Raw genomic sequence first — 25365 nt, 5'->3', positions numbered from 1 at the left:
AAGCTCCAGTGTCGCCATCGCGGTCCCTGTTGGCACCCGAAAATAGACGGGCCATTGCCTAGGTAGAAGTACTGGCGGCGGCACGCCGGGTCGATTTGCCGCCGGTGGTCCGGCAACCTATCTCACCGGCTTGCCGTAGGTCTCCGACAGCATCGCCTTGTAGGCCGCCAAGGGCTGAAGACCCGCCGCGCGCCGCCGGGCGTCCAGGGTCTGCATGTCCTCGGTGGGCTGAAGCTCCATCACGCCGTCGGCGGCGCTCGTGAACTGGGTGCCGTAGCGCTGCGGCTTGCCTTGGGCGATTAGCACCCGGTCGGTCAGCAGCGCTACATCCGCGGCGTCGGCGTCGCCGGTCTTGGCGGCGTTCTGCATCAGCGCCAACGCCTGCGCCTGGAACGCGGGGTCATGGTCGGCATGCTGCACGATCAGCCAGGCCGCCTTGGCCCCGTCACGGCCGACCCGCCTGATGCCTGGCCAGCCTTTCTCGGCGATCACGGCTTTCAGCCACGTTGCATTGGCTTCGCTCACCGGCGCCGTCTGCTGCCACGCATCGCCGCCGCCAGCGTCGATGGCGGCGTGTTGCGCTGTCTGGTCCTCCGCCTCGCGTGCGAGCAGGGCCTGGCGCAATGGCGCATCGCGTAGCGCCTCGTGCTTCTTTTCTTCAGCGATGACCCGCTGCAGCACCGCCGGCCAGGCCGGATCGGCACGCAGCGCATTCAGGCCCGGGCGCTGTTTCGTGCGCAGATCCTCAAGCGGCAGCCGACCGCTGGCCAGCAGCGCATCCACATACGCAAACGCGGCGGTATGGTCGCCCGCCGCCGCCGTGCATTCGATCAGCAGCAGGTCGCCACCGTCAGGGAAGGGGATGCCTTGCGCGTGCAGGTCACTCAGGGTGGTGCTGCAGGCGGCGTAGTCGTTGTTGCCGTAGAAATCCAGCGCGGTAAAGAAGCTGGGCGGCTCAGCGGCGGCGGCAGCGGCGGCTGCGAACAGGGCGACCGTCAGCGTTGCTGCCTGGGTCACCTTTATCAGTCGTGTCGGCCTTCCGTGCATCGGTGGTGCTCCCTGGTGAATGCACCGACAACGTAGCGGCTTCAGCGCCCGGAATTCAAGCCCTCGCCAAGCTTCTCAATCTCACGCACCGCTTTGCGGATCCTCTGGGGCGCGCGAGCCAAAGCGGTTGGCGCCGGGCGTTGGTGGGAGCAACATCAACGGAAAGAACACGAATACCCCCAAGGGCACCAGCACGATCAGGGCCAGCCAGCCTGACTCATCGATGTCGTGAAGTCGCCGGATCGTCACCGCGATCATGGGGAGCAGCAGCAGCGGCACCAGCACGGCGCCCACTGACATGCCGACCTGGATCCATATCGCGCTGTGAGACCACATCATCAAGGCATAACAGCTGCCAAGCGCAGCGCTGGCAAGCAGCGAAAACGCCCAGAATTCCCTGCGGCTCGCGCGGCCGGAGAACGTGCGGTAGCGCTTCAATGGAAGCAGCGCGAAACCAAGGCAATCGATGAGGCTTGGCAGGCGCGGGCTATCGGTGGGGAAGATGGATGACATGACGGCGGTGCCCAAGTGGTCTGTTGATCAGTGGCCTGTTGATCAGGCGCCCGGCCTCGAAATGCGGTGGACTGCCTGGAGACGATGAGTGCGACGCGCGATGCATCCCATGCCGGGAGGTATAGCACGCTGAAATCCAGTGCCTGCTGAATCGTGTGGGGGGTGTGATGCCCGGGCTCACGCGCAGCACGCACGGCGTTGATCCCACCTCCCGCACGCTGGCGCATTCGCTACTCTACGAACGCCGGGACAGCGCCATGACCGATCTGCCTCCCCACCGTTTTGACGTCATCATCATCGGTGGCAGCTACGCGGGCATGTCCGCCGCGCTGCAGCTGGTGCGCGCCCGACGCAAGGTGCTGATCATCGACGGGGGAGCGCCGCGCAACCGGAATGCGCGCGTGGCGCACGGGTTCCTTGGCAGGGAGGGATTGCCGCCGGCAGAGATCGCCTCTCAGGCCCGCGAAGAGCTGCTGCGTTATCCCACCCTGACCTGGCTCACCGGTGCTGCGGTGTCCGCACAGGCGATCGATGACGACGGAAACTTCCAGGTCAGTGTCGAAGCGGGCCAGGCCTTCGTGGCGCAGCGAGTGATTCTGGCCCACGGGGTGACCGACGCGCTTCCCGACATCCAGGGCATCGGCGAACGGTGGGGCCGGAGCGTTTTTCATTGCCCGTACTGTCACGGTTACGAGGTGTTCGAAGGGCGCATCGGCGTGATCGGCTGCGCGAAGGATGGCGGCGCGGCCCAGGCCCTGCTGCTGTGCGACTGGGGGAACATCACGCTGTTCTGCAGCGAGGCTTCCGCGAAGATCGATGCCGCGCAGCGTGGGCGGCTGGAAGCGTGCGGCGTCGTGATTGAGGCGACCCGCGTGCGCGCCGTGGAAGACACTGCCACGGTGGTGCTCGCCGATGGGCGGCGGGTGGAGGTGGATGCGCTGTTCATTTCGCCGCATTCGCGGCTGTCCACGGATCTGGCCGAGCAGCTGGGCTGCGAATTGAAGGATGGCGGGTGCATCACCACCGATTCGGCCAAACAGACCACGGTGCCGGGCGTGTTTGCCTGCGGCGATGCGGCCCGGATGGCGGGCAGCATCGCGTTGGCAGTGGGCGAGGGCGCGCTGGCCGGCGTGGCGGTGCATCACTCGCTGATGGGGCTGTTGGAGTAGCAGGTGCTTGAACCTGCTCAGCCGGCGGGGGGAATCAACTCGGCAGGAAGCAGGACCTGCACGGGGAGACGCTGGGTGTTTCCAGGCGCCGGGGTGTAGCGCTCCACGAAGAAGCCCCGCGCAACGATGGGTGCTACGGGATCATCTTCCGCGCAATCCGTGCACGTCGCGCTGATGACGGTGCCCGTGCTGTCGATCCGGACAGCGTAGGTCTTGTTCCAGGGAACGGCCTGTCTGTTCATTTCAGGCGGCACGATGATGTCCATGCCTGCGGCTTCGGCGAGGGGAAGGGACGTCGCGTGGTCATAGATCCAGTAGTCGCGCAGCTCCTTCGTACCCTTTAGAACGGGTGCGTCGCTGGCAGCGGCTGCAGGGACGAGGGCGGCACCCACGAGCAATAGCAGGATGTGTCGATTCACTTCAGGCGCTCCTTATCTGAATTTCCGGTCCACGGTGACGGCAATGACAGCCGTCCTGGCGGGCGTCACTCGCATTGAGTGAGTTGATCCTACTGAAAACACACCCGTGCGAAATGTCAGAGAAGTCTGAATTAGTGGCCTTAATGTAACTGGCGATGTTACATTAAGGGCTGCCTCGAATCCGGTGCCCGCATGTCCTTCTCAGATCCCGATGCCGTCGCCCGCTATGCCGACAACCTGGTGCGCCAGGTGCCTGGCGTCCACGCGCTGCACCACATGACCCATGTTCTGCTGGCCGAGCACGTGCCGCCGCAGGGACGTGTGCTGGTGCTCGGGGCAGGGGGTGGCATGGAATTGAAGGCCTTCGCCGAGGCGAGTCCGGCGTGGCGGTTCACAGGCGTGGATCCCTCCGCCGAGATGCTCGGGCTGGCAAGGCGAATGCTGGGGGAGGAGAGCACTGCCCGTGTTGAGCTCATTGAAGGCTACATCGACAGCGCGCCGGAGCGGGCGTTCGATGGCGCGACCTGTCTGTTGACGCTGCATTTTCTGTCAGCGCAAACGCGGCTGCATACGCTGCGCGAGCTGCGTCGTCGTCTCCTGCCGGGTGCCCCGCTGATCATCGCCCATCACAGCGTGCCGAACCATCCGGATGAAAAACTGCGATGGTTCCAGCGCTGGTCTGCATTCGTGACGGCACAGGGCCTGCCCGGTGAAGCGGCAACGGCACGTGCTGAGATGATGGCGACGCGTCTGCCGGCATTGTCGCCGGAGGAGGACGTTGCCTTGTTGGAAGCGGCGGGTTTCGAGCGGCCGGGTCTGTTCTATGCCGCGCTGTCGTTCAGAGGGTGGGTTGCCTACGCCGGTGAAGAACACGGCTGCTGAAAAGTACGGATGAACCTCCCACTGCCCTCTGCCGCGGATGCGGTCAGAGAGCCGTGGGATGAGGCTCAGCGGCGAGCGTCGTCGCGGGCCTTGCCCACATCGCTCTGGACTTCACCGACACCCTTCTGGATCTTGCCTTCCACTTCTTTCGTCTTGTCGCCGGTGACCTTGCCCACGACTTCCTTTACGGTGCCCTTGACCTGGTTCTTGGCGCCTTCAGTGCGATTCTTGTCCATGGTTGACTCCACAATTAGTTAGAGAGAGGGCCCGTGTTGCTGGGCATCTCCACCCTGACCGCAGTGCGGTGGCGCGAAGGTGAAATTCGCTGTTGATGCGGAATCCGTTCAAGCGCCGGAAAGGTTGACGCTCACGTGCGCTGCACGTCATTCATCGGTATCGCGCTCATCCCATGCATCGCCGTCCCATTGCGGTGGTTCGGCAGTTGCTGCAGGCGCATCCGGATCGACCGGCTCCAACAGTGTGTAATCGTCGCGCGAGGGATCACGAAACGCGCGGCTGACCGGATAGGCCTCCAGTGCCGGCGTGGAGGCTCGTGCGCTCAACGCCGCGGGTGTTTTGAAGGCGCCGCTCAACCAGTCCAGGGCGGTGGCCGGTGCGATGAAGATCGGCCCATCCGGGGTGAGTGGGGAAGGAATCGCGTGGTTCGGCCCGGTCAGGACGGTGAAGCTGTCCAGCTGCTGGCCGTCCTCGCGTTCCCAATGCTCCCAGAGCCCGGCGGCGAGCAGGGCAAGTCCGTCCTTGCGCTGCACGAACAGCGGCCACGGCGGCTGGCGCTCGCGGTCCCATTTGTAATAGCCGGTCATGGGCAGCACGCATGGGCGCTGTGCCCAGGCCTGCGCGTAGATGCGGCTGCGTGGCGCGCGGTCCAGCCGTGCGGTCACTGTCGTGTAGGACGTGGCCGGCTCCTTGGACCAGCGCGGCACCAGTCCCCACACCATGTCGGCCACGGCGATGGAGCCGTCGTGGTCGCGCGCCAGCACCGTGGCCACGCTGCCCTTGGCGATGTTGTAGTGATCCGGGGCGGTCGCCAGCGTCCGCGCCAGCGTGATGGGAAGTCCGGCGGGGAGTGACTCGATATCGGCGATGGCTTGTGCGAAACGGCGCATGGGCCGAGCATCCGACGACATCCGTGACGGCGTCGTGCGCAGCACCGGCGAGGTGGCGCGCGGTGCGCTGGGATCACGCGTCCGGATGCGGCTCCGCCAACGCTGCCCGCCGCGCCTGGAATACTTCCGGTGTCTGTGGCTTCACAAACAACGCCACCAGCTCCGGATACTCGGCTTTCACTGCTTTCTCGATCCGGGTGATGCACGCCTCGATCTGCGGCGTGGTCCGATCATCCTCGAACTCCGCACTCAGCATCGCCACGACCTGTTCGGGGCCCATCTGCATGGTGGTCACGCCATTGGCGCGACGCAGGTCGGCATCGGTGTTGGCGACCGCCAGGATGCGTTTGGCAACGCTCGGGTGCGCCGGCTCACCGACCAGTAGCCCCTTGGTCTCCCGGGCCAGCAGAAACGCGGTGACGGCCAGCACACCGGCGATGCACAGCGAGGCGACGCCATCCAGGATGGGCATGTCCAGCAGCTGCGCGGCGAGCAGGCCGACCAGTGCGAAGCCCAAGCCGAGCAGGGCGGCGCTGTCTTCGAGCAACACCGTGAACGTGGACGGATCCTTGCTGCGGCGGAACGCCTCGAAGTAGCCCAGCGACCCCTTGGTGGCGCGGAATTCGCGCAGGGCGATCCACCACGAGGTGCCTTCGAACACCAGCGAGATGCCCAGCACGACGTAGCTGATCAGATGGTTGGTGGCCGGCTCGGGGTTGCGGATGTGCTGGATGCCTTCATAAGCCGACACGCCGGCGCCGGCGGCGAACACCAGCAGCGCCACGATGAAGCTCCAGAAATACAGCTCGCGCCCATGGCCGAAGGGGTGCAGGGTGTCCGGTTTCTGCTCGGCCCGGCGCAGGCCGTACAACAGCAGCAGCTCGTTGATGGTATCCACCAGCGAGTGGACGCCCTCGCTGAGCATGGCCGAGCTGCCGGAGATGCCGGCGGCGACGAACTTGGCGATGGCGATGGCCAGGTTGCCGGCGAGGGCGGCATAGATCACGAGACGGGAGCCAGTCGGCTTGGCCATGGCGGAGGCGGGGTGGGGAGGGTGCCGCATCATCGCCAACGGCGCGTCCCGGGCGCGTGCACATCCGGGCGTGGCAGGCAGACGTGGCAGGCAGAGCGTGGCAGGAAGGACGGCCGTGCGGCCCCCAAGGTGCTGTACCCGCAGCCGGTGGCGCGGGAGAATCCCTGGCCGTGGGCACAGGTCCGGTGCGACGCCGGGCGTTGACATGGATTTGCCCCGCGTGGATTAAATTGCTCTCCCCATTCCGGCCGGCCGAGCGCTGCCTGCCGTTCCCCCCTGCTCCTGCGACGCCTTCAGTTCAAGGTTCGGTGCCCCGATGATGTCTGTTCCTCCCTGGTCTGCCGCGCGGCTGCGCGGCGCGCGTGCCCCGGCCGTTGTGGAGCGGCGCGCATGAGTGCAGGGGTGGGGCGTTTTCCTGGCAGCACCGGCCCGATGGCCGAGCAGGTTCGTGGATGGAACTGGCAGGCGACGCCGGTGGGCCCGATCGCCCACTGGCCCGGGCCGCTGCGCAATGCGATCAACCTGATCCTCGCCTCGCCCGAGAGCATGTATGTGGTCTGGGGCGACGACCTGACGTTCTTTTTCAACGATGCCTACAGCCCGATCCTGGGGCCACGCCTGGAGCGGGCGCTGGGGGCACCGCTGAAGGAACTGTGGGCGGACGCATGGGATGCCGTGCGCGCACCGATCGAGGCCGCATTCGCGGGCGAGTCTTCCCGCTACGAGAACCTGCCGGTGTCGATGAGCCGGCAGGGCGTGCCCGAAGAGACCTGGTGGACGTTCTCGTTCTCCCCGATCTTCCTGGACGATGGCACGGTTGGCGGTGCGTTCTGCGTCACCAATGAGGTGACCGGCATCATGCTGGCGCAACAGCGCCTTGCCCGCGAAAACGAGCGGCTCATCGCGCTGTTCGACAAATCGCCGATGTTCATGGCCTTCCTCAGTGGGCCCGAGCACCGCGTCGAGCTGGCCAACCCGGGTTACCAGCGGCTGGTCGGCAACCGCCACGTGCTGGGCAAGTCGATCCGGGACGCGCTGCCGGAAATCGTCGACCAGGGTTTCATGCCGTTGCTGGACGAGGTGTACCGCACCGGCAAGCCGTACATCGGCAGCGAGATGGTCTACGACGCGCCGTTCCCATCCGATCCGTCCTCGGCCCGGCGCATGCTGGATCTCGTCTTCCAGCCGGTAGCCGGCGAAGACGGCAGCACGGCAGGCGTGTTCGTCCAGGGCCTGGATGTCACTTCCCACATCGAGCTGCAGCGCACGATGCGCCAGGTGGAGGCGCGCAACCGCCAGATCATCGACAGCGCCAGCGACTACGCGATCGTCGCCTCGGATCTTCAAGGCAAGGTGACCCTCTGGAATGCCGGGGCCGAGCACATCTTCGGCTGGACCGAGGCGGAGATGCTGGGCCAGAACGTGGAGGTGATCTACACCGCGGACGATATCCACGCCGAGCGGTTGCGGCGCAACCAGGGCATTTCAATCGCATCCGGCGGGGTCAGCGGTGAGCGCTGGCTGGCACGCAGGTCCGGGGAGCGCTTCTGGGCCAGCGGCGCCATGACCGTGCTGCGCGATGAGGATGGCACCGTGCAGGGCTTCGTCAAGGTGCTGGCTGACCGTACCGAGGAGCGCCGCGCCAGCGATGCGCTGGCCCATAGCGAGCGCCGCCTCGGGGCGCTGGTGAGCGCCTCGTCGCAGTCGCTGTATGCGGTCACGGCCGACTGGCGCGAGATGCGCCAGATCCTGGCCACTGGACCGGTGGCACAGGACGACAGCCTGCCGGCGGTCACCGACTGGAAGGAACGCTACGTACATCCGGAAGATCTGGCCCTGCTGGAACAGGCCATCGCCCGCGCGATGGCGCAGCGGCAGCCACTGGAGCTGGAGCACCGCAGCCTGCTGCCCGACGGCACGGTGCGCTGGGTGCAGATGCGCGCTGTGCCACTGCTGGATGACAACGGCGGGATCACCGAGTGGTTCGGCACCGCCTCGGACGTGACCGAGCGTCGCCAGGCCGAAGAACAGTTGCGTGAGCTGACCCTGACGCTGGAGGAGCGGGTGCAGGCGCGCAGTGCCGAACTGCAGGTCGCAGAAGAGCGGCTGCGGCAGAGCCAGAAGATGGAGGCCGTAGGCCAGTTGACCGGCGGCCTGGCGCATGACTTCAACAACCTGCTGACCGCCATCTCGGTGGGGTTGGAGCTGTTGGAACTGCGCATCGACCAGGGGCGCTATGACGACATCGGTCGTTACCTGGAGATGGCGCAGTCCAGCGCGTCGCGCGCCACCGCGCTGACCCAGCGCCTGCTGGCCTTCTCCCGCCGGCAGACGCTGGCGCCGACGCCGGTGGTGGCCGATGCGATGGTGCGCGGCATGCTGGACATCATCTCGCGCACGCTGGGGCCCGCGATCGCGATTGCCACGCAGCTCGATTCGGATCCGTGGGCGGTGCTGGTGGATGTGCCGCAGATGGAGAATGCGCTGCTGAACCTGTGCATCAATGCCCGCGATGCGATGCCCGAGGGTGGCCCGCTCACCATCAGCACGGCGACCGTGACGCTGCAGGCCGAGGCGGCGGCCGCGCTGGATACCGCGCCGGGCGATTACGTGCGGCTGGCGGTCACGGACGTCGGCACCGGCATGGAGGCGGCGGTGATCGAGAAGGTGTTCGAGCCCTTCTTCACCACCAAGCCGATCGGGCAGGGCACCGGGCTGGGCTTGTCGATGATCTATGGCTTCACCCGCCAGTCTGGCGGCCAGGTGCGGATCGACTCGCAGGTCGGTCAAGGCACGACGGTCGAGGTATACCTGCCGCGCTTCATCGGCGAAACCGCGGCCAATGCGACGGAGGAGGCTGCACAGGAGATGCCCGCCGCACCGACGCCCAGCGTCGGGACGATCTTGGTGGTCGAAGACGAGGCGGCGATCCGCGCCTTGCTCAGCGAGGTACTGGGCGGCGCCGGCTATCGGGTGCTGCAGGCGCCGGAGGGTGGCCAGGCGATCGAACTGCTCCACTCCGGGCAGCACATCGACCTGCTGATCACCGATGTCGGGCTCACGGGTGGGCTCAACGGCCGCCAGGTGGCCGACGCGGGGCGTCAGGTGCGGCCCGGTTTGCCCGTGCTGTTCATCACCGGCTATGCAGCGTCGGCGGCGGTCGGGGCCGGGCAGCTGGAGGAGGGGATGGAGGTGCTGACCAAGCCGTTCACCACGGCCGAACTGGAGCGGCGCGCCCGCGCGCTGCTGGCAAGCCGACCCGGCAGCCCGTGACGGTGATGGCCGGGCTCAGAGCAGGGACCTGACCGAACTCACTAGCTGCTTGAGCGTGAAGGGTTTGCGCAACAGTTTGATGTCTTCGCCGAGGAAGTCCGGTCGCGCCCCGGCGGCGCCGGCATAGCCGGTGACCAGCAGGATGGGCATGGCCGGGTGCAGGGTGGTGGCGATCGTGGCCAGGTCGCGGCCGTCCATTCCGGGCAGGCCGACATCGGAGACCAGCAGGTCGAACGGGCCGTCGTGCCTGAGGCACCCCAGCGCTGCCTCGGCGTCGGCAACGTCGAGGACTTCGAAGCCATCGTCGTTGAGGATGTCCTTGGTCATCTCCCGGATGGGTGCGTCGTCTTCGACGAGAAGCACGCGGCATCGCGGGTGTGTACTGGCAGCGGTCATTGCGGGCGGAGATCCTCGTGGCGTGCAGCCACCTGTACGGATCTCCACCTTAGCGCCCGCGCGTGTTAGGCCGCTGTGCATCGCATGCCAGCCCAGCGTCATGAGCCCGGGCGCCGCCGTTGCCGGCAGCCGCCCTGCGCAGCTTCATTCCACCGTGTCGCTGCCGTGGGCGGGGCTCTCGTCCTGCAGGGCAGCGCGGATGGAACGGGCCAGGTCGCTGCGGGTGAACGGCTTGGCCAGCAGCGCGATGGTCCGGCCGACCGTGCCACTTGCGTCGATATCGCGCGGATAGCCCGAGGTGAACAGCACCCGCAGGCCGGGTTTCTGGCCGATCGCCTGCTTGGCCAGGGCCCAGCCGGACATGCCCGGCATCACGATGTCCGAGAACAGCAGGTCCACGGTCACGTCCGGCCGGTCGAGCAGGCGCAGGGCGGACGGTCCGTCGTGCGCTTCGAGCACGCGGTAGCCCAGCTGGCGCAGGGTATCCACGGTGTAGGCGCGGACATCGTCATTGTCCTCGGCCACCAGTACCGTGGTCTCCTCCTCCACCTCGTAGGCGTTGGCATCCTGCGCCTCGGCCTGGCGGGTGCCGGGCAGGGCCGAGGCCGAGCGCGGGAACAGCAGGGTGATCGTGGTGCCGGTGCCTTCGATGGAATCCAGCAGCACATGGCCACCGGACTGCTTGGCGAAGCCGTACACCATCGACAGGCCCAGCCCGGTGCCGCGGCCGACCTCCTTGGTGGTGAAGAACGGTTCGAACACCCGGCCCATCACCTCGGCCGACATGCCCTGGCCACTGTCGCGCACGCGGATCATGGCGTACTGCCCAGGCGGGACATCCGGGTGCTGCGCCGCGTAATCCTTGTCCAGGTGGATATTGTCGATCTCGATCGTCAGGCGGCCGCCCTCGGGCATGGCATCGCGGGCATTGACGGCCAGGTTGAGGATGGAGGCCTCCAGCTGGCTCGGATCGATCTCCACGCACCAGATATCCGGGCTGTGCAGCATGTCGATCTGCACCAGCTCGCCGAGCGACCGCTTGAGCATGTCCTGCATGCCGCGCATTTCTTCGTTCAGGTCCACCGGCATGTTCTTCAGCGGCTGGCGGCGCGAGAATGCCAGCAGGCGCTGGGTGACATTGGCCGCGCGCATCACGCCCTTCATCGCGTTGTCCAGCGAGCGCGATGAATTGCCTGCAGCGTCACCCAGGCGGTCGGTCAACATCTTGGCGTATTCGATGTTGCCGGCGATCACGGTCAGGATGTTGTTGAAATCGTGCGCGATCCCGCCGGTCAGCTGGCCGACGGCCTCGATCTTCTGGCTGTGCCGCAGCGCCTCTTCGGCCTGCCGCCGCGCGGTGGTTTCCACCGCCTCGGAGACCACGGCGGTGATCCGCGCCTGGTGATCGAACAGCGGGCGGAAGGAAAAATCGAAGGTCCGCTTGCCGGTGGGCAGGCGCAGCGCCAGCTCATGACGAGAGGCGGTGCCGGCCGCCGCCTCGAGAATGGCCGTGCAGACCACGCCAGGTACCCCGGGGGTATCGGCGAACCAGGCAGACTCGCAGTAGAGGCTGCCGCGGACGTCTTCCTTGTTGGCGAGGATGGCCGCCAGCGACGCCGAATTGGTGTCGATGATGTGACCATCCAGGGTCAGCAGGTTCTGGTGCTGGAAACTGGATTCGAACAGCGCCTGCAGCCGGCTTTCACTGCGGTGCAGCGCCGAGGTCCGCTCGTCGACCTGGCGTTCCAGGGATTCGTTGTTGGCCCTGAGCAGCGCCTGCGCGTGCTTGAGCTCGCTGATATCGCGCGCCATCGCGTAATAGCCGAGCACCGCGCCGTCCGGCGCCAGCTCGGGCACGCAGTCCACCTGCGCGTGGCGGGGCGTGCCATCGCTGCGCAGCGAGAGCAGGTCGAAGCTCACCTTCTCACCGAGCAGGACCCGGTCCAGGTGCTGCTGGATGCTGTTGAAGGTGTCCTCGCCGATCACCTCGCGGGTGTGCCGGCCGATCAGGCTTTCCGGCGTACGGCCGTGCCACTCGACATAGGCGTTGTTGGCGAAGCGGTAGCGATGGTCGTGACCGAAGTAGGCGATCAGCGCCGGCAGCGAATCGGTGATCAGCTTCAGCCGCTGGTGGCTCTCATGCAGCTCGGCCTCCACGCGCTGCAGCCGGCGGCGCTCCTGCGCTTCGCCGATGGCCCTGAGCACGGCATCGGGCAGGCGCTGCAGGCGTGACTTGACCACGTAATCGCGCGCACCGCGCTTGAGCGCCTGCACTGCGAGTTCTTCGGTGAGCGTGCCGGAGACGAAGATGAAGGGAATCTGGGGGGCGATTTCGCTGGCCAGGGCGAGCGCGGCGTCACCATCGAAGCCCGGCAGGACGTGGTCGGCCAGGATCACATCGAACGCGTTGGCGGTCAGGGCATCGAGCATGCCCTGGTGTGACCAGGTGCGCTCGGCCGTGAACGGCACGCCGGCGCGTTGCAGTTGCGCGGTGATCAGTTCTGCATCAAGTGCACTGTCTTCGACCATCAGGATCCTGATGGTCCTTCCTGTGGCAGCCTCAGCCATCGTGTCTACTCTTCCCGCCGAACAGGGTGCCGTGCGGTGGCGGCTGGTTGGTGATGCCCCAGAACATGCCCAGGCCCTGGATCGCTTCAAGGAATTCCTTGAAGTCCACCGGCTTGACCACGAACGCGTTGACGCCCAGCTCGTAGCTGCGGATCAGGTCCTGCTCCTCGCGCGAGGAGGTCAGCATCACCACTGGGGTGCTGCTCAGCGCGCGGTCGCTGCGGATTTCCTTGAGCACTTCCAGGCCGTTGAGCTTGGGCAGTTTCAGGTCCAGCAGCACGACCACCGGGCCGCCATGCATGGCACCTTCATAACGCCCCTGGCAGCGGAGATACTCCAGCGCTTCCACGCCGTCGCGCACATGGGTCACGTCATTGAGCAACTGGCAGCGGGCGAGCGCGGCCATGGTCAATTCAGCGTCTTTCGGGTTGTCTTCTACGAGCAGGATCGGTCGCAGATCTCTCATAGGTGGTCTCCAGTAACAAAGGGGATGGTGAAATAGAAGGTGGCGCCGGCGCCGACCTGGCCGTTGGCCCAGGTCCGGCCGCCATGGCGGGTGATGATGCGGTGCACGTTGGCCAGGCCGATGCCGGTGCCTTCGTACTCATCGACGTGATGCAGCCGCTGGAACACACCGAACAGTTTGTCCACATAGCGCATGTCGAAACCGCAGCCGTTGTCTTTCACGAAGAAGATGTCCTCCGTGTCATGGCGTTCGTGACCCACCTCGATGCGTGGTTCCGGGGTGTCACGGGTGAATTTGATGGCGTTGGACAGCAGGTTCTGCCACACCAGCCGCAGCATGCCGGGGTCGGCCAGCACCTTGGGCAGCGTCGCGATCTGCCAGTCGATGGCGCGGCCGGTGTATTCCATGTCGAGCTTGTGGCGCACGTCATCCACCAGAGCGGTCATGTCCATCGCGATCTGGCCCATCGTCGAGCGGCCCATCTGCGAAAAGCTGAGCAGGTCATCGACCAGCGTCCCTGCCGATTTTGCCGACTCCACGATGGTCTCGAGGAATCTCTTTTCTGAATCGTTCAATCTTTCGCCGGCCGAGGACCACAGCAGTTCCGAATAACCCACGATGTGCCGGAACGGAGCGCGCAGGTCGTGGCTCACCGAGTAGGAGAACGCTTCGAGTTCCTTGTTGCTGCGCAACAGCTGCTCGTTCAATGCCGCCATCTCTTCGGCCTTGCGCAGCACGATATCCACGATGGCGGTGCGCAGTTCCAGCGCAGCATCGCGGTCCACGTCGTTCCAGGGCAGCGACTGCTGGCGCACGGTCTGCTTCCAGCCCTCGAACGAGGTGCGCGGCGACAGGGGCTGTCCGGTCTCTTCCTTGCGCGGGTCGCCGCCCCAGCGCACGGTACGGACGACTTCGGGCCGGAACCAGATCACGAAGCTGTCGTGGATCTGCGAAATGGAGATGGCCAGCACGCCGCTGGCCACGCCGGCGAAGGCTGCGGCCTCCTTCCAGTCGAGCGGCAGCGTGTCGGTGCAGAAGATGTCGCCCTCGATCTGTCGCGCGGTCAGCCATTGCACCAGCTGCATCACGTGGCGCTGGCCGGGGCACTGGCCATGCAGGATGCACTCGCCACGGTGCACGATCGCCGCGCCGGTGGACTGGGTGAGCGCGAGCAGACTCTGTTGGTCGCGGCCGAGTGCGGCCATGAAGTCGGTGTCACCGGCCATCCGCCCCAGCAGCCGGACCTGGATCGCGCGGCGTGCGATGCGCTCTTCGACCAGTACCGCGCGCTGTTTCACCGCGATCTGCAGCGACAGGATCTGGCCGATGAACTCGCAGGCTGTACGTACGTGGTAGGGCACCCGGCGGGCGACCTGGTTGTGGCAGGAAATCAAGCCCCACAGCTCGCCCTCGGATAGCACCGAGACCGACATCGATGCGCCCGTGCCCATGTTGCGCATGTACTGCAGGTGCACCGGGGAGACGCTGCGCAGCATGGCCGGGCCGAGGTCCGTCGGCGGCGCGTCGGCGATGGCCGGCACCCGCACCAGCGGCACCGGGGTGTACCGGCTGTCGGCGATCAGGCGGACCCGGTTCTGCCGGTACAGTTCACGCGCCTGGGCGGGGATATCCGATTCCGGGAAGCGCAGATCCAGGTAGGAGGGCAGCACGTCATTGCGGTCCTCGGCCACCACTGCGCCGTTCCAGTCCTTGTCGAACTGGTAGATCATCGTGCGGTCGAAGCCGGTCAGCTCGCGGATATGCGCCGCGGCGATCTCACACAGCGCCTGGGTGGTCGGCGCACGCTCGATCGCGGCCATGAAGCGGCGGATCGACGGATACAGGTCCTCCAGTGAGCCCGGTTCGCCCGGCACCGGGGCCTCCAGCTCGATGATGACGTCATCACCGATCCGGTGGGCCACGGTGTGGTGGTTGCCCGCCGTGCCGACCGGGTGCGCGCCCAGGAAATGCGAGGCACCATCCTCCAATGCCTCCAGTACCGGCCTGCATGGCGCCAGAGTGCCGGCCAGGACCTGATCCAGCGGCTGGCCCAGCGGATCGCCAAGCGCCTCCAGCAGGCCCGGCTCGGCCACCGCGCGGGCGTTGACCGTCAATGTCGTGTGATCGAGGATCAGGATCAATCCGTACGGCTGGATGGCACCGGGGGTACGGATCGGCTCACGCGCGCAGCTGGACAGATCCAAGGCGCTTGCGCCGGAATTCCTCGAGGACATTCATTGACTCCTGATCTTTACCAGTACTGGCCACCGCACGAATGGCACGGCTGCGCCTGGTTGTCAGGAGCACACACCGTCACCTGCGACGCGGTGTGCCACAGTTCCCTTATTTTTGCATAGGCGGGCGCCCGGATCTGTGAGGATGCGACGGTGTTCCTTGCGCTGCGCGCGGATCAATCCCAACGGTAACGGAGGGTGGCTGACCAGAGCCCACCGGAGCCATCGATCGGACCCCCATTGGCGTAGCGGTAGTACTCGTTGGCCGCCAGCAGCGGCTCGGGCAGTTTCGTGACCTTGCGGTCGAACACGTTGTTGGCGTTCAGTGCCACGTCCCAGCCGCCGGGCAGGGTGGCGCCCAGTTGCAGATCGGTGATCCAGAGGCCGCCGATGTCGTAGGCGATCTCGGCCTGGCCCGCATATGGCCCACTGCTGGCCACCGTGGTCGGCGACCCATAGCGTTGGATGTTGCCGTAGCGGCTCTGGCGCAGCCCGACGCGATAGCGGCCCAGGCTCCAGTCAAGGCCCAGCACCTGCCGGGACTTCGGCGCCTTGTACAGCAGCTCGTTCTGCGATCCGGTGCTGAACACCGGCACATTGAAGGCGGCCAGCACCGCGGGTGTGGGGGCCAGCCCGGTGATCTTCGCGCGGGTGTGGCTGCTGGCCAGGGTCCAGCGCAGGGCGCCGCCGCGGCCCAGATCGACGCGGCCTTCGAGCGTGGCCTCCACACCTTCGGTGCGCGTATCGGCGGCATTGATGAAGTAGCGCACCCCATCCTGCGCGCCGAGGCCCACCGCGGTGACCAGCGCACCGGAGCCGGGATACAGCCCCTCGCGGAAGGTGGTGGACAGTGCGATGCGATCATCCACATCGATGCGGTAGGCATCCACGGTCAGCGACGCGCCCTGCCAGGGCTCGGCCACGATGCCCAGGCTGAGACTGCGCGAGGTTTCCGGGCGCAACGGCTGCGCGCCCAGCGCGATGGCCTGCGGCGAGCCGGCCTGCAGGATGTGGTCGGTGTAGAAATTGCCATTGGAGGTGTTGCGGTACGCCTGCGCAGCCAGCGAAGGGGCCTGGAAGCCGTTGCTGATCGTGCCGCGCAGGGCGAGCCGGGGATGCAGCGCAAAGCGGGTGGACAGGCGACCGGTGGTCTCGCTGCCGAAATCCGAGTAACGCTCATGCCGGCCCGCCAGGTCCACCCGCCAGCGCGAGCCCAGGTCGGCCGCGACGCCGACGTACACCGCGCCGCTGTTGCGGCTGACATCCACCGCGTCTTCCGGCCGGTAGCCGGGCAGCGCCTGCGAGCCGCCCAGGCCGATGCCCAGCACCGTGCCGGCGTAGGGGCCGTCCAGCACGCGCTGCCCGCCATGGGTGTAGGACTGCACATCGCCCGCGCCGATCCGATAGCGCTCATCGCGGTACTCCGCGCCTGCACTGAGTTCCAGTGGCGCGGCCAGCCAGGCCGTCTGCAGCTGGCGGCGCACATCCAGGTTGTGGGTCCAGGCGCTGTAGCGCAGGTCGCCGATATAGAAATCGGTCTGGCTGTCCAGGCCGTAGGTGGGGTTGATGCTGTTGTGCAGGTTGATGTCCATCGCATCGCGCCCGTAGCCGCTGCTCAGGTCCCAATCCCATTCGCCGGCCTGGCCGCGTACCCCCAGCGTGAGCGCGCCGTCGTTCTCGTCGATGTGCTCGGTCGGGGCGAAGCCATTCGGATCGATGGCCCGAACCACTTCATTGCGCAGCGGCTGGCGGAAGTTCTGTGGTGCCCAGGCGTCGCGCTGGGCCAGGGTCAACAGCCCGTAGGCCTCTACCGTGGCGGCCAGTGGAATGCTCGCATTGGCCGTGGCGGTCTTCGTGCGGAACGCGCGGATGCCCCGGTTGCGCCAGGCATTGTTGTCGCGCGTGGCCTCGCGCGGATCGGGTGTGGCACCCGGGGGCAGCGTTGGGTTGCTGGCCTGGTTGCCACCGGGGCGGATCGGATTGCCCGCGGCGTTGCGCGGAAAGTAGTACAGGAAGGTATCCCGTGCGGGGCTGGTGTAGTTGGTGGCTTTCTGGTCATCCAGCTGCGCGGCAAGGTGCAGATGGCCGCCGTCGCCGATGCCGAACCCGGCATCGGCCTGCACCACGCGCGAGCGGCCATCGCCCGCGAAATAGGTGCCGTCGCGGTAGGAGACGTTGCCGCCGCGGGCAGACGTGTTGGTGACGATGTTGATCACGCCGGCGATGGCGTCCGAACCGTAGATCGCCGATGCACCGTCGCGCAGCACTTCGATGCGCGCGATCGCCCCGGTAGGGATGAGGGCCAGATCGGCGGGTGCGGCGCCCCCGAAGCCACCGGCGCCCAGCAGTGCGGTGGCGTGCCGGCGCTTGCCGTCCACCAGTACGAGCACGTGGCTGGAATTCAGGCCGCGCAGCTGTCCGGCGCGCACCATGCTGTTGAGATCGCCGGTTTCCAGCGGCAGGTTGAAGCTCGGCACGGTGGTGTTGAGCGCATCCAGCAGGCTGGTCGCGTTGGCCGCGCGGATGTCTTCGGCCGACAGCACATCGATCGGCGCCGCGCTTTCGCGCACGGTGCGGCCCTGGGCGCGCGTTCCGGTCACGGTGACGGTATCCAGTGTGGCGGTACTCGTGCTGGTGGCGACCTCCACCTCGGGTGCGCCGTGCGCGGCGACGGGCAGGGAGAGTGCGGACAGAACGGCGACAACCAACGGCAGGCGATGGTGCGTGGACAGCATGGAGGATCCCCAGAGAGTAGGTGGGCCGCGATGCGGCAGGGCATGCGGCGGGCAGGCGTGCGGGCAGGCAGGCGGTGCCGGGACGGGCGGGTCAGCCGGCACGTTGGCGCAGCGGACCCGGGCGACAGCGCGTTGCAGCGGCAGCGGCCGTGGCCGCAATGCGGGCGGTGCGGATCACGGCGCGACGCCCGCGGCAGCGGCCCAGCGGGCGAGATCGGCCGGATGCAAGGGCCCGTTGTGGACCTGCAGGACATTGCCGTGCGCATCGATCAGCACCGAGAACGGCAGCGTGCCGATGCGGTTGCCGAAGGCGGCGGCGGTGCCGGGTGGGCCGTCGCTCTCCACCAGTTGCGGGTAGGTGAGCTGCAGCTGGTCGCGCAGAGCCCTGGCGGCCGCGACGTCATCCAGTGCGACGCCGACGACATGCACGCCATTCGGCAACGGGGCCTGCGCGTGCGAGAAGCGCTGCAGGTCCGGAAGTTCCTTCAGGCACGGGCCGCACCAGCTGGCCCAGTAGTTCAGCAGCACCGGGCGGCCCCGCCATTGCGCCAGCGTGGCAGGGGCGCCGTCCAGGTCGGTCCAGTGCAGGGCGGGTGCCGCGTGGTGGGTGGGCGTGGCGGCGGGCGTGGCGGCGGGCGGGGGCCCGGCGAGCACTGCCATGGGCAGCGCCATCATCAGCATGGCGGCCAGAAGCGCTGAAAGGCGCGAAACAGGAGGGGTCATGGAGGCGAGGCCGTCGAGGACGTCGCGCGCGATGCGAAGCGATCGTCGGTGAGGGTGTGGAGGAACTGCTCGATGTCGTCGATCTCCGCTTCGGTGAGATGCAGCGGGTCGCGCAGCTGCGCATCGCGTCCGATCGAATCGGGGATCACCTTGCCGGGGTCGTCGTAATACACGATCACCTCGCGCAGCGTCTTGAACATGCCGTTATGCATGTAGGGCGCCGTCAACGCGACGTTGCGCAGGCCGGGCACCTTGAACTCACCCTTCTGCGCAGGGTCGCCGGTGACGCCGCCGCGGCCCTCGTCGTTGAACTCACGGCCGTTGTAGATGCCGATGTTCTTGAAGCGGTCCGAGGTGAAATCCTCGCCGGCGTGGCAGCTCACGCACTGCGCCTTGGTGATGAACAACAGACGGCCGCGCTTGGCCGCGTCGCTGATCGCGTCTTCCTGGCCGAGTGCGTAACGGTCGTAAGGGCTGTCCACGGTGTTGAGGGTCTTCTGGTAGGCGGCGAGGGCGCGCCCCAGCGTGCGCGGGCTGGGGGCGGCACGGTAGGTATCCTGGAAACGTGCCACCCACGCCGGGTCGGCAAGCAGCCGGGCCACGGCGTCATCCACCGGCAGGTCCATCTCCAGCGGGTTGGCGATCGGCGCCAGGGCCTGTTCTTCCAGGGTTTCGCTGCGGCCATCCCAGAAGAAGCGGGTGCGCCCGGCACTGTTCATCACGCTCGGGGTGTTGCGGGTGCCCAGGCGGCCTTCCACCCCCAGGCTGAGCGCGCGGTCATCGGCAAACGCGCGGGCGGGCTGGTGGCAGCTGGCGCACGAGACCGTGCGGTCACGCGAGAGGATGGGATCGAAGAAGAGCTGGCGACCCAGCTGGGCGCGGGGGTTGTCGGACAGATCGCCGTCGTAGGTCGGTGCATCGGCGGAAAACACCGGGGCCAGCACGGCACCGCCGATCAGCGCGGCCAGCAGGGCGAGGGGACGGACGCGACGGGGCATGACGATGCCGCGCTCAACGCGCGGCGATCTCCTGCTGGACCAGCTCGCACAGCCCGCTCTGCTCAAAGCAGACCTGCGCGCGCAGGGTGCCGGTCACCGGCGTGCTGCCCGCCGCGACGGGCAGGCGCAGCTGCCCCCGCTCGCTGAAGTAGGTGTAGCGGTAGTCGCCGGCGAAACTGCGGCCGTGGCCTTCGCGCGCATCCACCGAGCGCAGCGGGCCGTGCGGCTGAGCCTGGTCCGCCAGGATCACGCGCGCCGCGCGCGGTCCGATCTGCGGTTGCTCGAAGTCCGAGGCGTACAGGATCCAACCCGGCTCAATGCGGGCGTCGATGACCAGCTCGCGCGACCCGTCCGCTCGCGCCTCCAGCCGGGGATCGAGGGCGACCTTCGGCGTATCGGAAGCGATCGCGCTGCCAGTGCTCAGCAGCAGCGCAACCCCCAGGGTGAGGATGCCGTGCCTCACTCCTTCGCCCCCTGCGCCTCGGTGGTGATGCGCAGCTGTACCTCATCGGCGATGTTGGGCAGGAATGCGTCCAGGCCGAACTCGCTGCGGCGGATCACGGCCGTGGCATTGAAGCCGATCGTGGGCACCTTGCGGCTGGGATGCTCGCCGAGCTTGTTGAGGGTGGCATCGAGTACGACCGGGCGGGTGACACCGTGCAGGGTCAGGTCGCCGGTGATCTTCAGGCGGCCGCTCCCCTGCGTGCTGACCGAGGTGCTGCGGAACGTGGCCTGCGGGAACTTCGCGACGTCGAACAGCTTGTCACTCTTGACGATCTCGTCGAGCTTGGGCACGTGCGTGGCCAGCTCGGCCAGCGGCAGCTCCACCTGCACCTGCGACACCGTGGGTTTGGCCGCGTCGTAGATGAGCGTGCCGCTGCTGATCGCCGCGCGGCCGGTCGGGAAGGAGAAGCCGTTGTGGTTCCAGGTGAACAGGACATCGGTGTGGGTGGGGTCGAGCTGGTAGGTCACCGGGGCGGCGATCGCTGCGGCGGGTGCGGTGGCGGCGGTGAGCAGGGTCAACAGAAGGGCGGTGCGCATGGGGCGGGTCTCTTTGTCGAGGCGCGCAGCCGCCCGCGGCATCGCGGGGGTGCCGTACGGGCGTGCAACGCAGGAGGGAGGGCCGCGACGGCCGGGCATGCCGGCCGCCGCGGAGGGTTACGGGGCGATGGCCAGTGCCGGCGTCGTGGACGCGGTCGAGGCGCTTGCCGCATACGGATCGGGCTCGGCAATCAGCCCATCGAGCAGGCTGTTGAAACGGGCCACGTAATCCTGGTGATACTCGCCGGTCACCGTACCGGTGTAACCGGTGTAGATCTCCCGAACCTTGCCGTCACGGCCGATGATGATCGTGGTGGGGAAGGCGGCCATGTAATTGAGGCCCTTCAGTTTCTCGGTAGCGACTTTCTTGTCGGCGATGCCGCCGAACACGATGTCGTAACGGATGTCGAAGTAATCCTTGAAGGTGGTCAGGGTCTTCTTGAAGTAATCGAAGTTGTCTTCCTGCTCGAAGGCGACCGCCACCGCTTCGACGCCCCGGTGCTGGTTCTGCTTGAACCACGGCGCCAGGAAGTAGGTCTGGTCGGTGCAGTTCGGGCACCAGGTGCCGATCACTTCAACGATGACGACCTTGCCGCGATACTTGTCGTCCTGCAGCGAGACCTGCTTGCCCTGCAGATCGGGGAAGCTGAAATCGATGCGCTCCTGGCCATCCTTGAGGAAGGTGAGCTTGTACGGATCGGGCAGCTCCACCTTGTCGTTCTTCTCGGCCTCGAACTTCACCACGTTGTAGATACCGCTGCCGAATGCGCCCTGGATGTTGCCGTCCTCATCGATCGTGCCGCGGATCAGCAGCGGGCTCGGCCCACTGAAGCCGGACAGATAGAAGCGATTGCCCTGCACGGTGCCTTCCAGTTCGCGGGTGTCGCCGACGACGGTCATGAACACGCCGGAGAGGCGATTTCCCTCCTGCTTGAGCAGGGCCACCTGGTTGCGTTTGTCCTGGCGGGCGGCCTTGTCGATGGTCTGCACCGCCCATTTGCCGCTGAGGTCCGCCGCCGGCGCCTCATCCTGGCCGGGCTTGACGAAACGCCACGCCGCGCCCTGTTCGGCAGTAAAGGCAAGGTTGCGCGCCCCGTTGCGGCTGGGGACCAGGTCCTTGTACTGGCCCACGAGGTGCTTGCCATCCTCGGAAACGTTGCCTTCCAGCACCGCATCGTAGGTATTCATCCGCACCGAGAAGATGCCGTCTTCGCGCGGGGTGACCTTGAATCTGTCGGTGCGCGTGCCGTTGAGCAGGGTGAAGGTCGCGTCCTGCGCGCGCTTGCCCTTCACTTCGAAATTGAAGGGGATGGGGTCGCCATCGATGGTGAATTCGCCGCGCCAGACGCCTTCGGCAGGAAAGGGTGCCTTGGTCGCCGCCGATGCGGCGAAGGACAGGCTTGAGGCCAGGAACAGGGTCGCGAGGACGCGACCGGATAATGCCAGTGTCATGAGAGTGCTTCCAGATAATCCCCTTGGACGCGCCAAGTCGCCGGCGATGCAGCCCCCGTTCCACTGCATCCGCTGAAAGGCCATCCCTGGCCGGTCACGTGCCATCGATGGCGTGATTGGATTATTGCCACGTGAATGTCGTAAAAGTTCATCGCGGCTTGGAACGCATGTTCATCAGCATATTCACCGGCGCGACGATGGCAGGCTGATAACCGTTTTGACATCAGCGGATTTGCCGCTGTGCACGACATCGAAGACCATGGTGGCCTGAGCCGTTCGGCCGCGGGCCGATAAAGGAGGGAGGTCATCGTGAAGCCAAGGGAAGGTATCCAGGTCTCGGTCTACACCCGCTGGCACCAGCTGGCAGTGCCGCTCGCATTCGCGTTGGCGGCGGGCAGTTTCATGTTCATCGTGCTCAATCGCGGCCCGGTGGGCGTCGCCATCGTGGTGGCGATGCTGTGCCTGGTGCTGCCGCCGTTGCTGGCCTTCCAGGGGTTCCCGACGCGCAACGAAGTGATGGTCCTGCCCGACGGTTTGATGTTCTCGCGGCGCGATGCGGTGCCCTTCGATGAGCTGTCCAGCTGGGGCACCGATGACTATCTGAAACTGGTGCGGCCGGGCCGGGCGACACTGATGGTAAGTGCGGCCGATCTGCAGAGCCGAGATCGCTTGCTGCGCGAATTCGAGCAGGCGCTGGCGACCTGGCAACGCCAGCAGCCGGCGGTCAGCGAACCGATCCGCCGCACGCACTTCTATGGCTCCGCGCGTGCGGCCGCCATCGGCGCGGTGATCATCGGATTGGGCGCGCTGTGCATGGTGATGGCATTGCGGCTGCGTGAGCCGTCCATCGAACTGGCCGCTGTCGGTGCGCTGGGTGGGCTGGTGGGTGTGATCATGCTGCTCGGTCGGCGGGTCTGATCAGGCCTGATATCCACACCGTCTTGTTTTCAGCGTCTCGCATATTTCACGAGCTGAAGCGCAGCCTGCCGATGCGAGCTGCGTCCGCAGCGCATGAAAAGGAGTGCCATACGCTATGAATACCCGAGGCGATTACGCCCACCCCGAGCCCGTCGCTGCGGCGACCGTGGCCGTGGTCACCCCACCGCCGGTGGTGGATCTTCCGCGCGACAGCGCCGTGTCCTGGGGCGCGATCCTGGCCGGTGCGATTGCTGCGGCCGCGCTTTCGTTGATCCTGGTGATTCTCGGCGTGGGCCTGGGCCTGTCGTCAGTCTCGCCGTGGTCGTTTGAAGGCGTGACAGCCGAGACCTTCGGCTGGTCCAGCATTGCATGGCTGACCTTCACCGCCATCGCGGCCTCCGGCCTGGGTGGTTATCTGGCCGGTCGCCTGCGCACGAAGTGGAGCAATCTGCATGGCGATGAAACCTACTTCCGCGATACCGCACATGGTTTCGTGTCGTGGGCCGTGGCCACGCTGCTGACGGCCGCGCTGCTGACCTCTGCGATCGGTGGCATTCTCGGTGCCGGTGCCAAGGTGGCGGGTGCCACCGCAGGTGCGGCAGCTTCCACTGCCGGTGGTATCGCCGCCGCGGGTGCGGGCTCGGCCGCCATGGGCAGTGACCAGGGTGACGTGCAGTACTGGGTGGATTCGCTGTTCCGCGCCAACCCGACCGCAGCGCAGCCCGCGCCGCCGGCCGGTCCGGCCGATGCAGCGGCACCGCCGGCACCGCCGGTCAACGGCGCACCGCCGCCGCCGCGCCCGATGCTGGGTGCAGACCGCCGTCCGGACAGCCGTGAGGTGCGTACCGAGGTCAACCGCATCATCGTCAACAGCCTCAAGTCCGACACCATGGACCCGGCCGATACGCAGTACCTGGGTCAGCTGGTGGCGGCACAGACCGGCATGAGCCAGGCCGAAGCGCAGGCCCGCGTGACCGATGTGCAGACCCGCTTGCGTGCGGCGCTGGACAACGCCAAGCAGCAGGCCAAGCAGGCGGCCGACGATGCCCGCAAGGCGACCGCTTACGCTGCGCTGTGGCTGTTCATCACGCTGCTGATCGGTGCCTTCATTGCCAGCCTGAGTGCCACCTGGGGCGGCCGTCGCCGCGACCTGTGAACCTGATCATCCCAAGGGAGGAAACACCATGAAGTACATTCTGCTGTGGATGCTCGGCATTCCGATTCCGCTGCTGCTCCTGTTCGCGCTGCTGCGCTGACCGCTCCACCATCAGGCCGCCTTCGGGCGGCTTGATGCGTTGTGGCGGGACGCCCATGGAGGGACGCTGTGGCACCGCCGATCGCAGTAATCTGAATCAGTCAGGGAGGTGTAGGGAGCCTTCACGCCATCGGCATCTGCCGTCATGCCCAATCTTCCTGAATTCATTTAAGCTTTGATGATTGCGACCCCCATTCATATCGGTGATGGGTCGCCAGCCCACCCGGTGTATCCCTTCTTTTCAGGACCCTTTCCATGGCGGCTTTGCAGCAGCGCACGATCGATCTCATCCGCAGCCATCAGGAGCCCCTGCTGGCCGCGTGGGCCGGCAATCTGGCCGGTTCCAGCCAGGCGCAGGACGGCCGGCTGTCGTCCCGCGAGCTGGACACCCAGGTTCGCGAGTTCTGGCGCCTGTTCCTCGAGGCGGTGTCGGCCACCGACGTCAGCTCGATCGCACGCGTGGAGTGGCAGGACATCCGCCGCTTCCTGGAAGAGCTTTCCCGCGAGCGCGTGCTGAAGGGGTTCAATTCGTCAGAGACCGCCAGCTTCATCTTCTCGCTCAAGCGCCCGCTGTTTGAATTGATCCAGCAGGGCTACGCGGATGATCCAGCGCAGCTGGGCAACCAGTTGTGGGCGCTCTCCGAGCTGATCGACCAGCTGGGCCTGCATACGGTCAGCGTGTTCCAGAAGACGCGCGAAGACGTGATCCAGCGCCAACAGGAAGAAATGCTGGAACTGTCCACGCCGGTGGTGAAGCTGTGGGAAGGCGTGCTGGCGCTGCCTATGATCGGCACGCTGGACTCGCAGCGCACCCAGGTGGTGATGGAATCGCTGCTGCAGCGCATCGTCGATACCGGTTCGGAAATCGCCATCATCGATATCACCGGTGTGCCCACCGTGGACACGCTGGTGGCCCAGCACCTGCTCAAGACCGTTACCGCGATCCGCCTGATGGGCGCCGATGCGATCATCAGTGGCGTGCGGCCGCAGATCGCGCAGACCATCGTGCACCTAGGGCTGGACCTGCAGGGCATCGTGACCAAGGCCAACCTGGCCGACGCACTGGCCCTCGCGCTCAAGCGCACCGGCCAGACCGTGACCCGGACCGCCCGCTGA

22 protein-coding genes are annotated in these 25365 nt (G+C 66.7%); 6 read left to right on the top strand and 16 right to left on the bottom strand.

Features of this window, described 5'->3' with window-relative positions; all coding sequences use genetic code 11:
* Positions 1–117: 117 nt before the first annotated feature.
* Together ACTT2I_RS10045 and ACTT2I_RS10040 are read right to left on the bottom strand one after the other, a co-directional pair.
* Positions 118–1047, bottom strand: coding sequence for a DUF6624 domain-containing protein (locus ACTT2I_RS10045; protein ID WP_421099772.1), 930 nt, complete (start codon positions 1045–1047; stop codon positions 118–120).
* A gap of 81 nt (positions 1048–1128) precedes the next feature.
* Positions 1129–1560, bottom strand: a complete 432-nt coding sequence (locus tag ACTT2I_RS10040; protein ID WP_421099773.1) for a DUF805 domain-containing protein — start codon at positions 1558–1560, stop codon at positions 1129–1131.
* Between the two features lie 257 nt (positions 1561–1817).
* On the opposite strand from ACTT2I_RS10040, the gene ACTT2I_RS10035 reads away from it, so the two are divergent.
* Positions 1818–2729, top strand: coding sequence for an NAD(P)/FAD-dependent oxidoreductase (locus ACTT2I_RS10035; RefSeq protein ID WP_088434776.1), 912 nt, complete (start codon positions 1818–1820; stop codon positions 2727–2729).
* 17 nt (positions 2730–2746) lie between these two features.
* Here ACTT2I_RS10035 and ACTT2I_RS10030 read toward each other — a convergent pair whose 3' ends face one another.
* Positions 2747–3148, bottom strand: a complete 402-nt coding sequence (locus tag ACTT2I_RS10030) for a hypothetical protein (RefSeq protein WP_421099774.1) — start codon at positions 3146–3148, stop codon at positions 2747–2749.
* A gap of 192 nt (positions 3149–3340) precedes the next feature.
* Between ACTT2I_RS10030 and ACTT2I_RS10025 the strand changes: the two genes are divergently transcribed.
* On the top strand, positions 3341–4030 hold the full coding sequence (locus tag ACTT2I_RS10025) for a class I SAM-dependent methyltransferase (RefSeq protein WP_088434761.1): 690 nt from the start codon (positions 3341–3343) through the stop codon (positions 4028–4030).
* A 65-nt stretch (positions 4031–4095) separates the two neighbouring features.
* On the opposite strand, the gene ACTT2I_RS10020 is transcribed toward ACTT2I_RS10025, so the two are convergent.
* From ACTT2I_RS10020 to ACTT2I_RS10010, 3 genes are all read right to left on the bottom strand, one after another.
* Positions 4096–4266: a CsbD family protein gene (locus tag ACTT2I_RS10020; protein ID WP_019184192.1), complete on the bottom strand. Its 171-nt coding sequence runs from the start codon at positions 4264–4266 to the stop codon at positions 4096–4098.
* 147 nt (positions 4267–4413) lie between these two features.
* Positions 4414–5157 carry an SOS response-associated peptidase gene (locus tag ACTT2I_RS10015; RefSeq protein ID WP_172407591.1) on the bottom strand — a complete coding sequence of 248 codons (744 nt, stop codon included), beginning with the start codon at positions 5155–5157 and terminating at the stop codon, positions 4414–4416.
* A gap of 73 nt (positions 5158–5230) precedes the next feature.
* A complete protein-coding gene (locus tag ACTT2I_RS10010; RefSeq protein WP_293983378.1) occupies positions 5231–6190 on the bottom strand; it encodes a cation diffusion facilitator family transporter in 960 nt (319 codons plus the stop codon).
* 390 nt (positions 6191–6580) lie between these two features.
* Here ACTT2I_RS10010 and ACTT2I_RS10005 point away from each other — a divergent pair, with 390 nt between their 5' ends.
* A complete protein-coding gene (locus tag ACTT2I_RS10005) occupies positions 6581–9463 on the top strand; it encodes a hybrid sensor histidine kinase/response regulator (RefSeq protein WP_421099775.1) in 2883 nt (960 codons plus the stop codon).
* Positions 9464–9478: 15 nt separating this feature from the next.
* Here the strand turns inward: ACTT2I_RS10005 and ACTT2I_RS10000 are convergent, their stop codons facing one another.
* From ACTT2I_RS10000 to ACTT2I_RS09955, 10 genes are all read right to left on the bottom strand, one after another.
* Entirely contained in the window at positions 9479–9859 is a 381-nt protein-coding gene (locus ACTT2I_RS10000; RefSeq protein ID WP_421099776.1) for a response regulator, read from the bottom strand.
* Between the two features lie 144 nt (positions 9860–10003).
* A complete protein-coding gene (locus tag ACTT2I_RS09995; protein ID WP_443096840.1) occupies positions 10004–12427 on the bottom strand; it encodes a PAS domain-containing protein in 2424 nt (807 codons plus the stop codon).
* On the bottom strand, positions 12420–12893 hold the full coding sequence (locus ACTT2I_RS09990; RefSeq protein ID WP_421099782.1) for a response regulator: 474 nt from the start codon (positions 12891–12893) through the stop codon (positions 12420–12422). The genes ACTT2I_RS09995 and ACTT2I_RS09990 overlap by 8 nt, the downstream gene beginning before the upstream one ends.
* Positions 12890–15127, bottom strand: a complete 2238-nt coding sequence (locus ACTT2I_RS09985; protein WP_421099783.1) for an ATP-binding protein — start codon at positions 15125–15127, stop codon at positions 12890–12892. The genes ACTT2I_RS09990 and ACTT2I_RS09985 overlap by 4 nt, the downstream gene beginning before the upstream one ends.
* A 176-nt stretch (positions 15128–15303) precedes the next feature.
* Positions 15304–17862, bottom strand: coding sequence for a TonB-dependent receptor plug domain-containing protein (locus ACTT2I_RS09980; RefSeq protein WP_421099784.1), 2559 nt, complete (start codon positions 17860–17862; stop codon positions 15304–15306).
* Positions 17863–18036: 174 nt separating this feature from the next.
* Positions 18037–18585 carry a TlpA disulfide reductase family protein gene (locus ACTT2I_RS09975; RefSeq protein WP_421099785.1) on the bottom strand — a complete coding sequence of 183 codons (549 nt, stop codon included), beginning with the start codon at positions 18583–18585 and terminating at the stop codon, positions 18037–18039.
* Positions 18582–19583, bottom strand: a complete 1002-nt coding sequence (locus ACTT2I_RS09970; protein WP_088435369.1) for a cytochrome-c peroxidase — start codon at positions 19581–19583, stop codon at positions 18582–18584. The genes ACTT2I_RS09975 and ACTT2I_RS09970 overlap by 4 nt, the downstream gene beginning before the upstream one ends.
* Positions 19584–19596: 13 nt before the next feature.
* Entirely contained in the window at positions 19597–20046 is a 450-nt protein-coding gene (locus tag ACTT2I_RS09965) for a protein-disulfide reductase DsbD domain-containing protein (RefSeq protein ID WP_088435370.1), read from the bottom strand.
* Positions 20043–20624, bottom strand: coding sequence for a YceI family protein (locus ACTT2I_RS09960; RefSeq protein ID WP_088435415.1), 582 nt, complete (start codon positions 20622–20624; stop codon positions 20043–20045). The genes ACTT2I_RS09965 and ACTT2I_RS09960 overlap by 4 nt, the downstream gene beginning before the upstream one ends.
* A gap of 117 nt (positions 20625–20741) precedes the next feature.
* Positions 20742–22076 (bottom strand): peroxiredoxin family protein, encoded by a 1335-nt coding sequence (locus tag ACTT2I_RS09955; protein ID WP_421099786.1) that lies wholly within the window; start codon positions 22074–22076, stop codon positions 20742–20744.
* Between the two features lie 309 nt (positions 22077–22385).
* Between ACTT2I_RS09955 and ACTT2I_RS09950 the strand changes: the two genes are divergently transcribed.
* From ACTT2I_RS09950 to ACTT2I_RS09940, 3 genes are all read left to right on the top strand, one after another.
* Positions 22386–22994, top strand: coding sequence for a hypothetical protein (locus ACTT2I_RS09950; RefSeq protein WP_088435372.1), 609 nt, complete (start codon positions 22386–22388; stop codon positions 22992–22994).
* 115 nt (positions 22995–23109) lie between these two features.
* The gene (locus ACTT2I_RS09945) at positions 23110–24150 is read left to right on the top strand and encodes a hypothetical protein (RefSeq protein WP_421099787.1); all 1041 of its coding nucleotides are present in this window, start codon (positions 23110–23112) and stop codon (positions 24148–24150) included.
* 354 nt (positions 24151–24504) lie between these two features.
* Positions 24505–25365 carry an STAS domain-containing protein gene (locus ACTT2I_RS09940; RefSeq protein WP_088435374.1) on the top strand — a complete coding sequence of 287 codons (861 nt, stop codon included), beginning with the start codon at positions 24505–24507 and terminating at the stop codon, positions 25363–25365.

Origin of the sequence: Stenotrophomonas sp. PUT21, from assembly GCF_052232875.1 — a bacterium.
GTDB lineage: Bacteria > Pseudomonadota > Gammaproteobacteria > Xanthomonadales > Xanthomonadaceae > Stenotrophomonas > Stenotrophomonas maltophilia_N.
The sequence above is the reverse complement of the archived record's forward strand: the minus strand, read 5'-3'. Positions and strand labels throughout refer to the sequence as shown.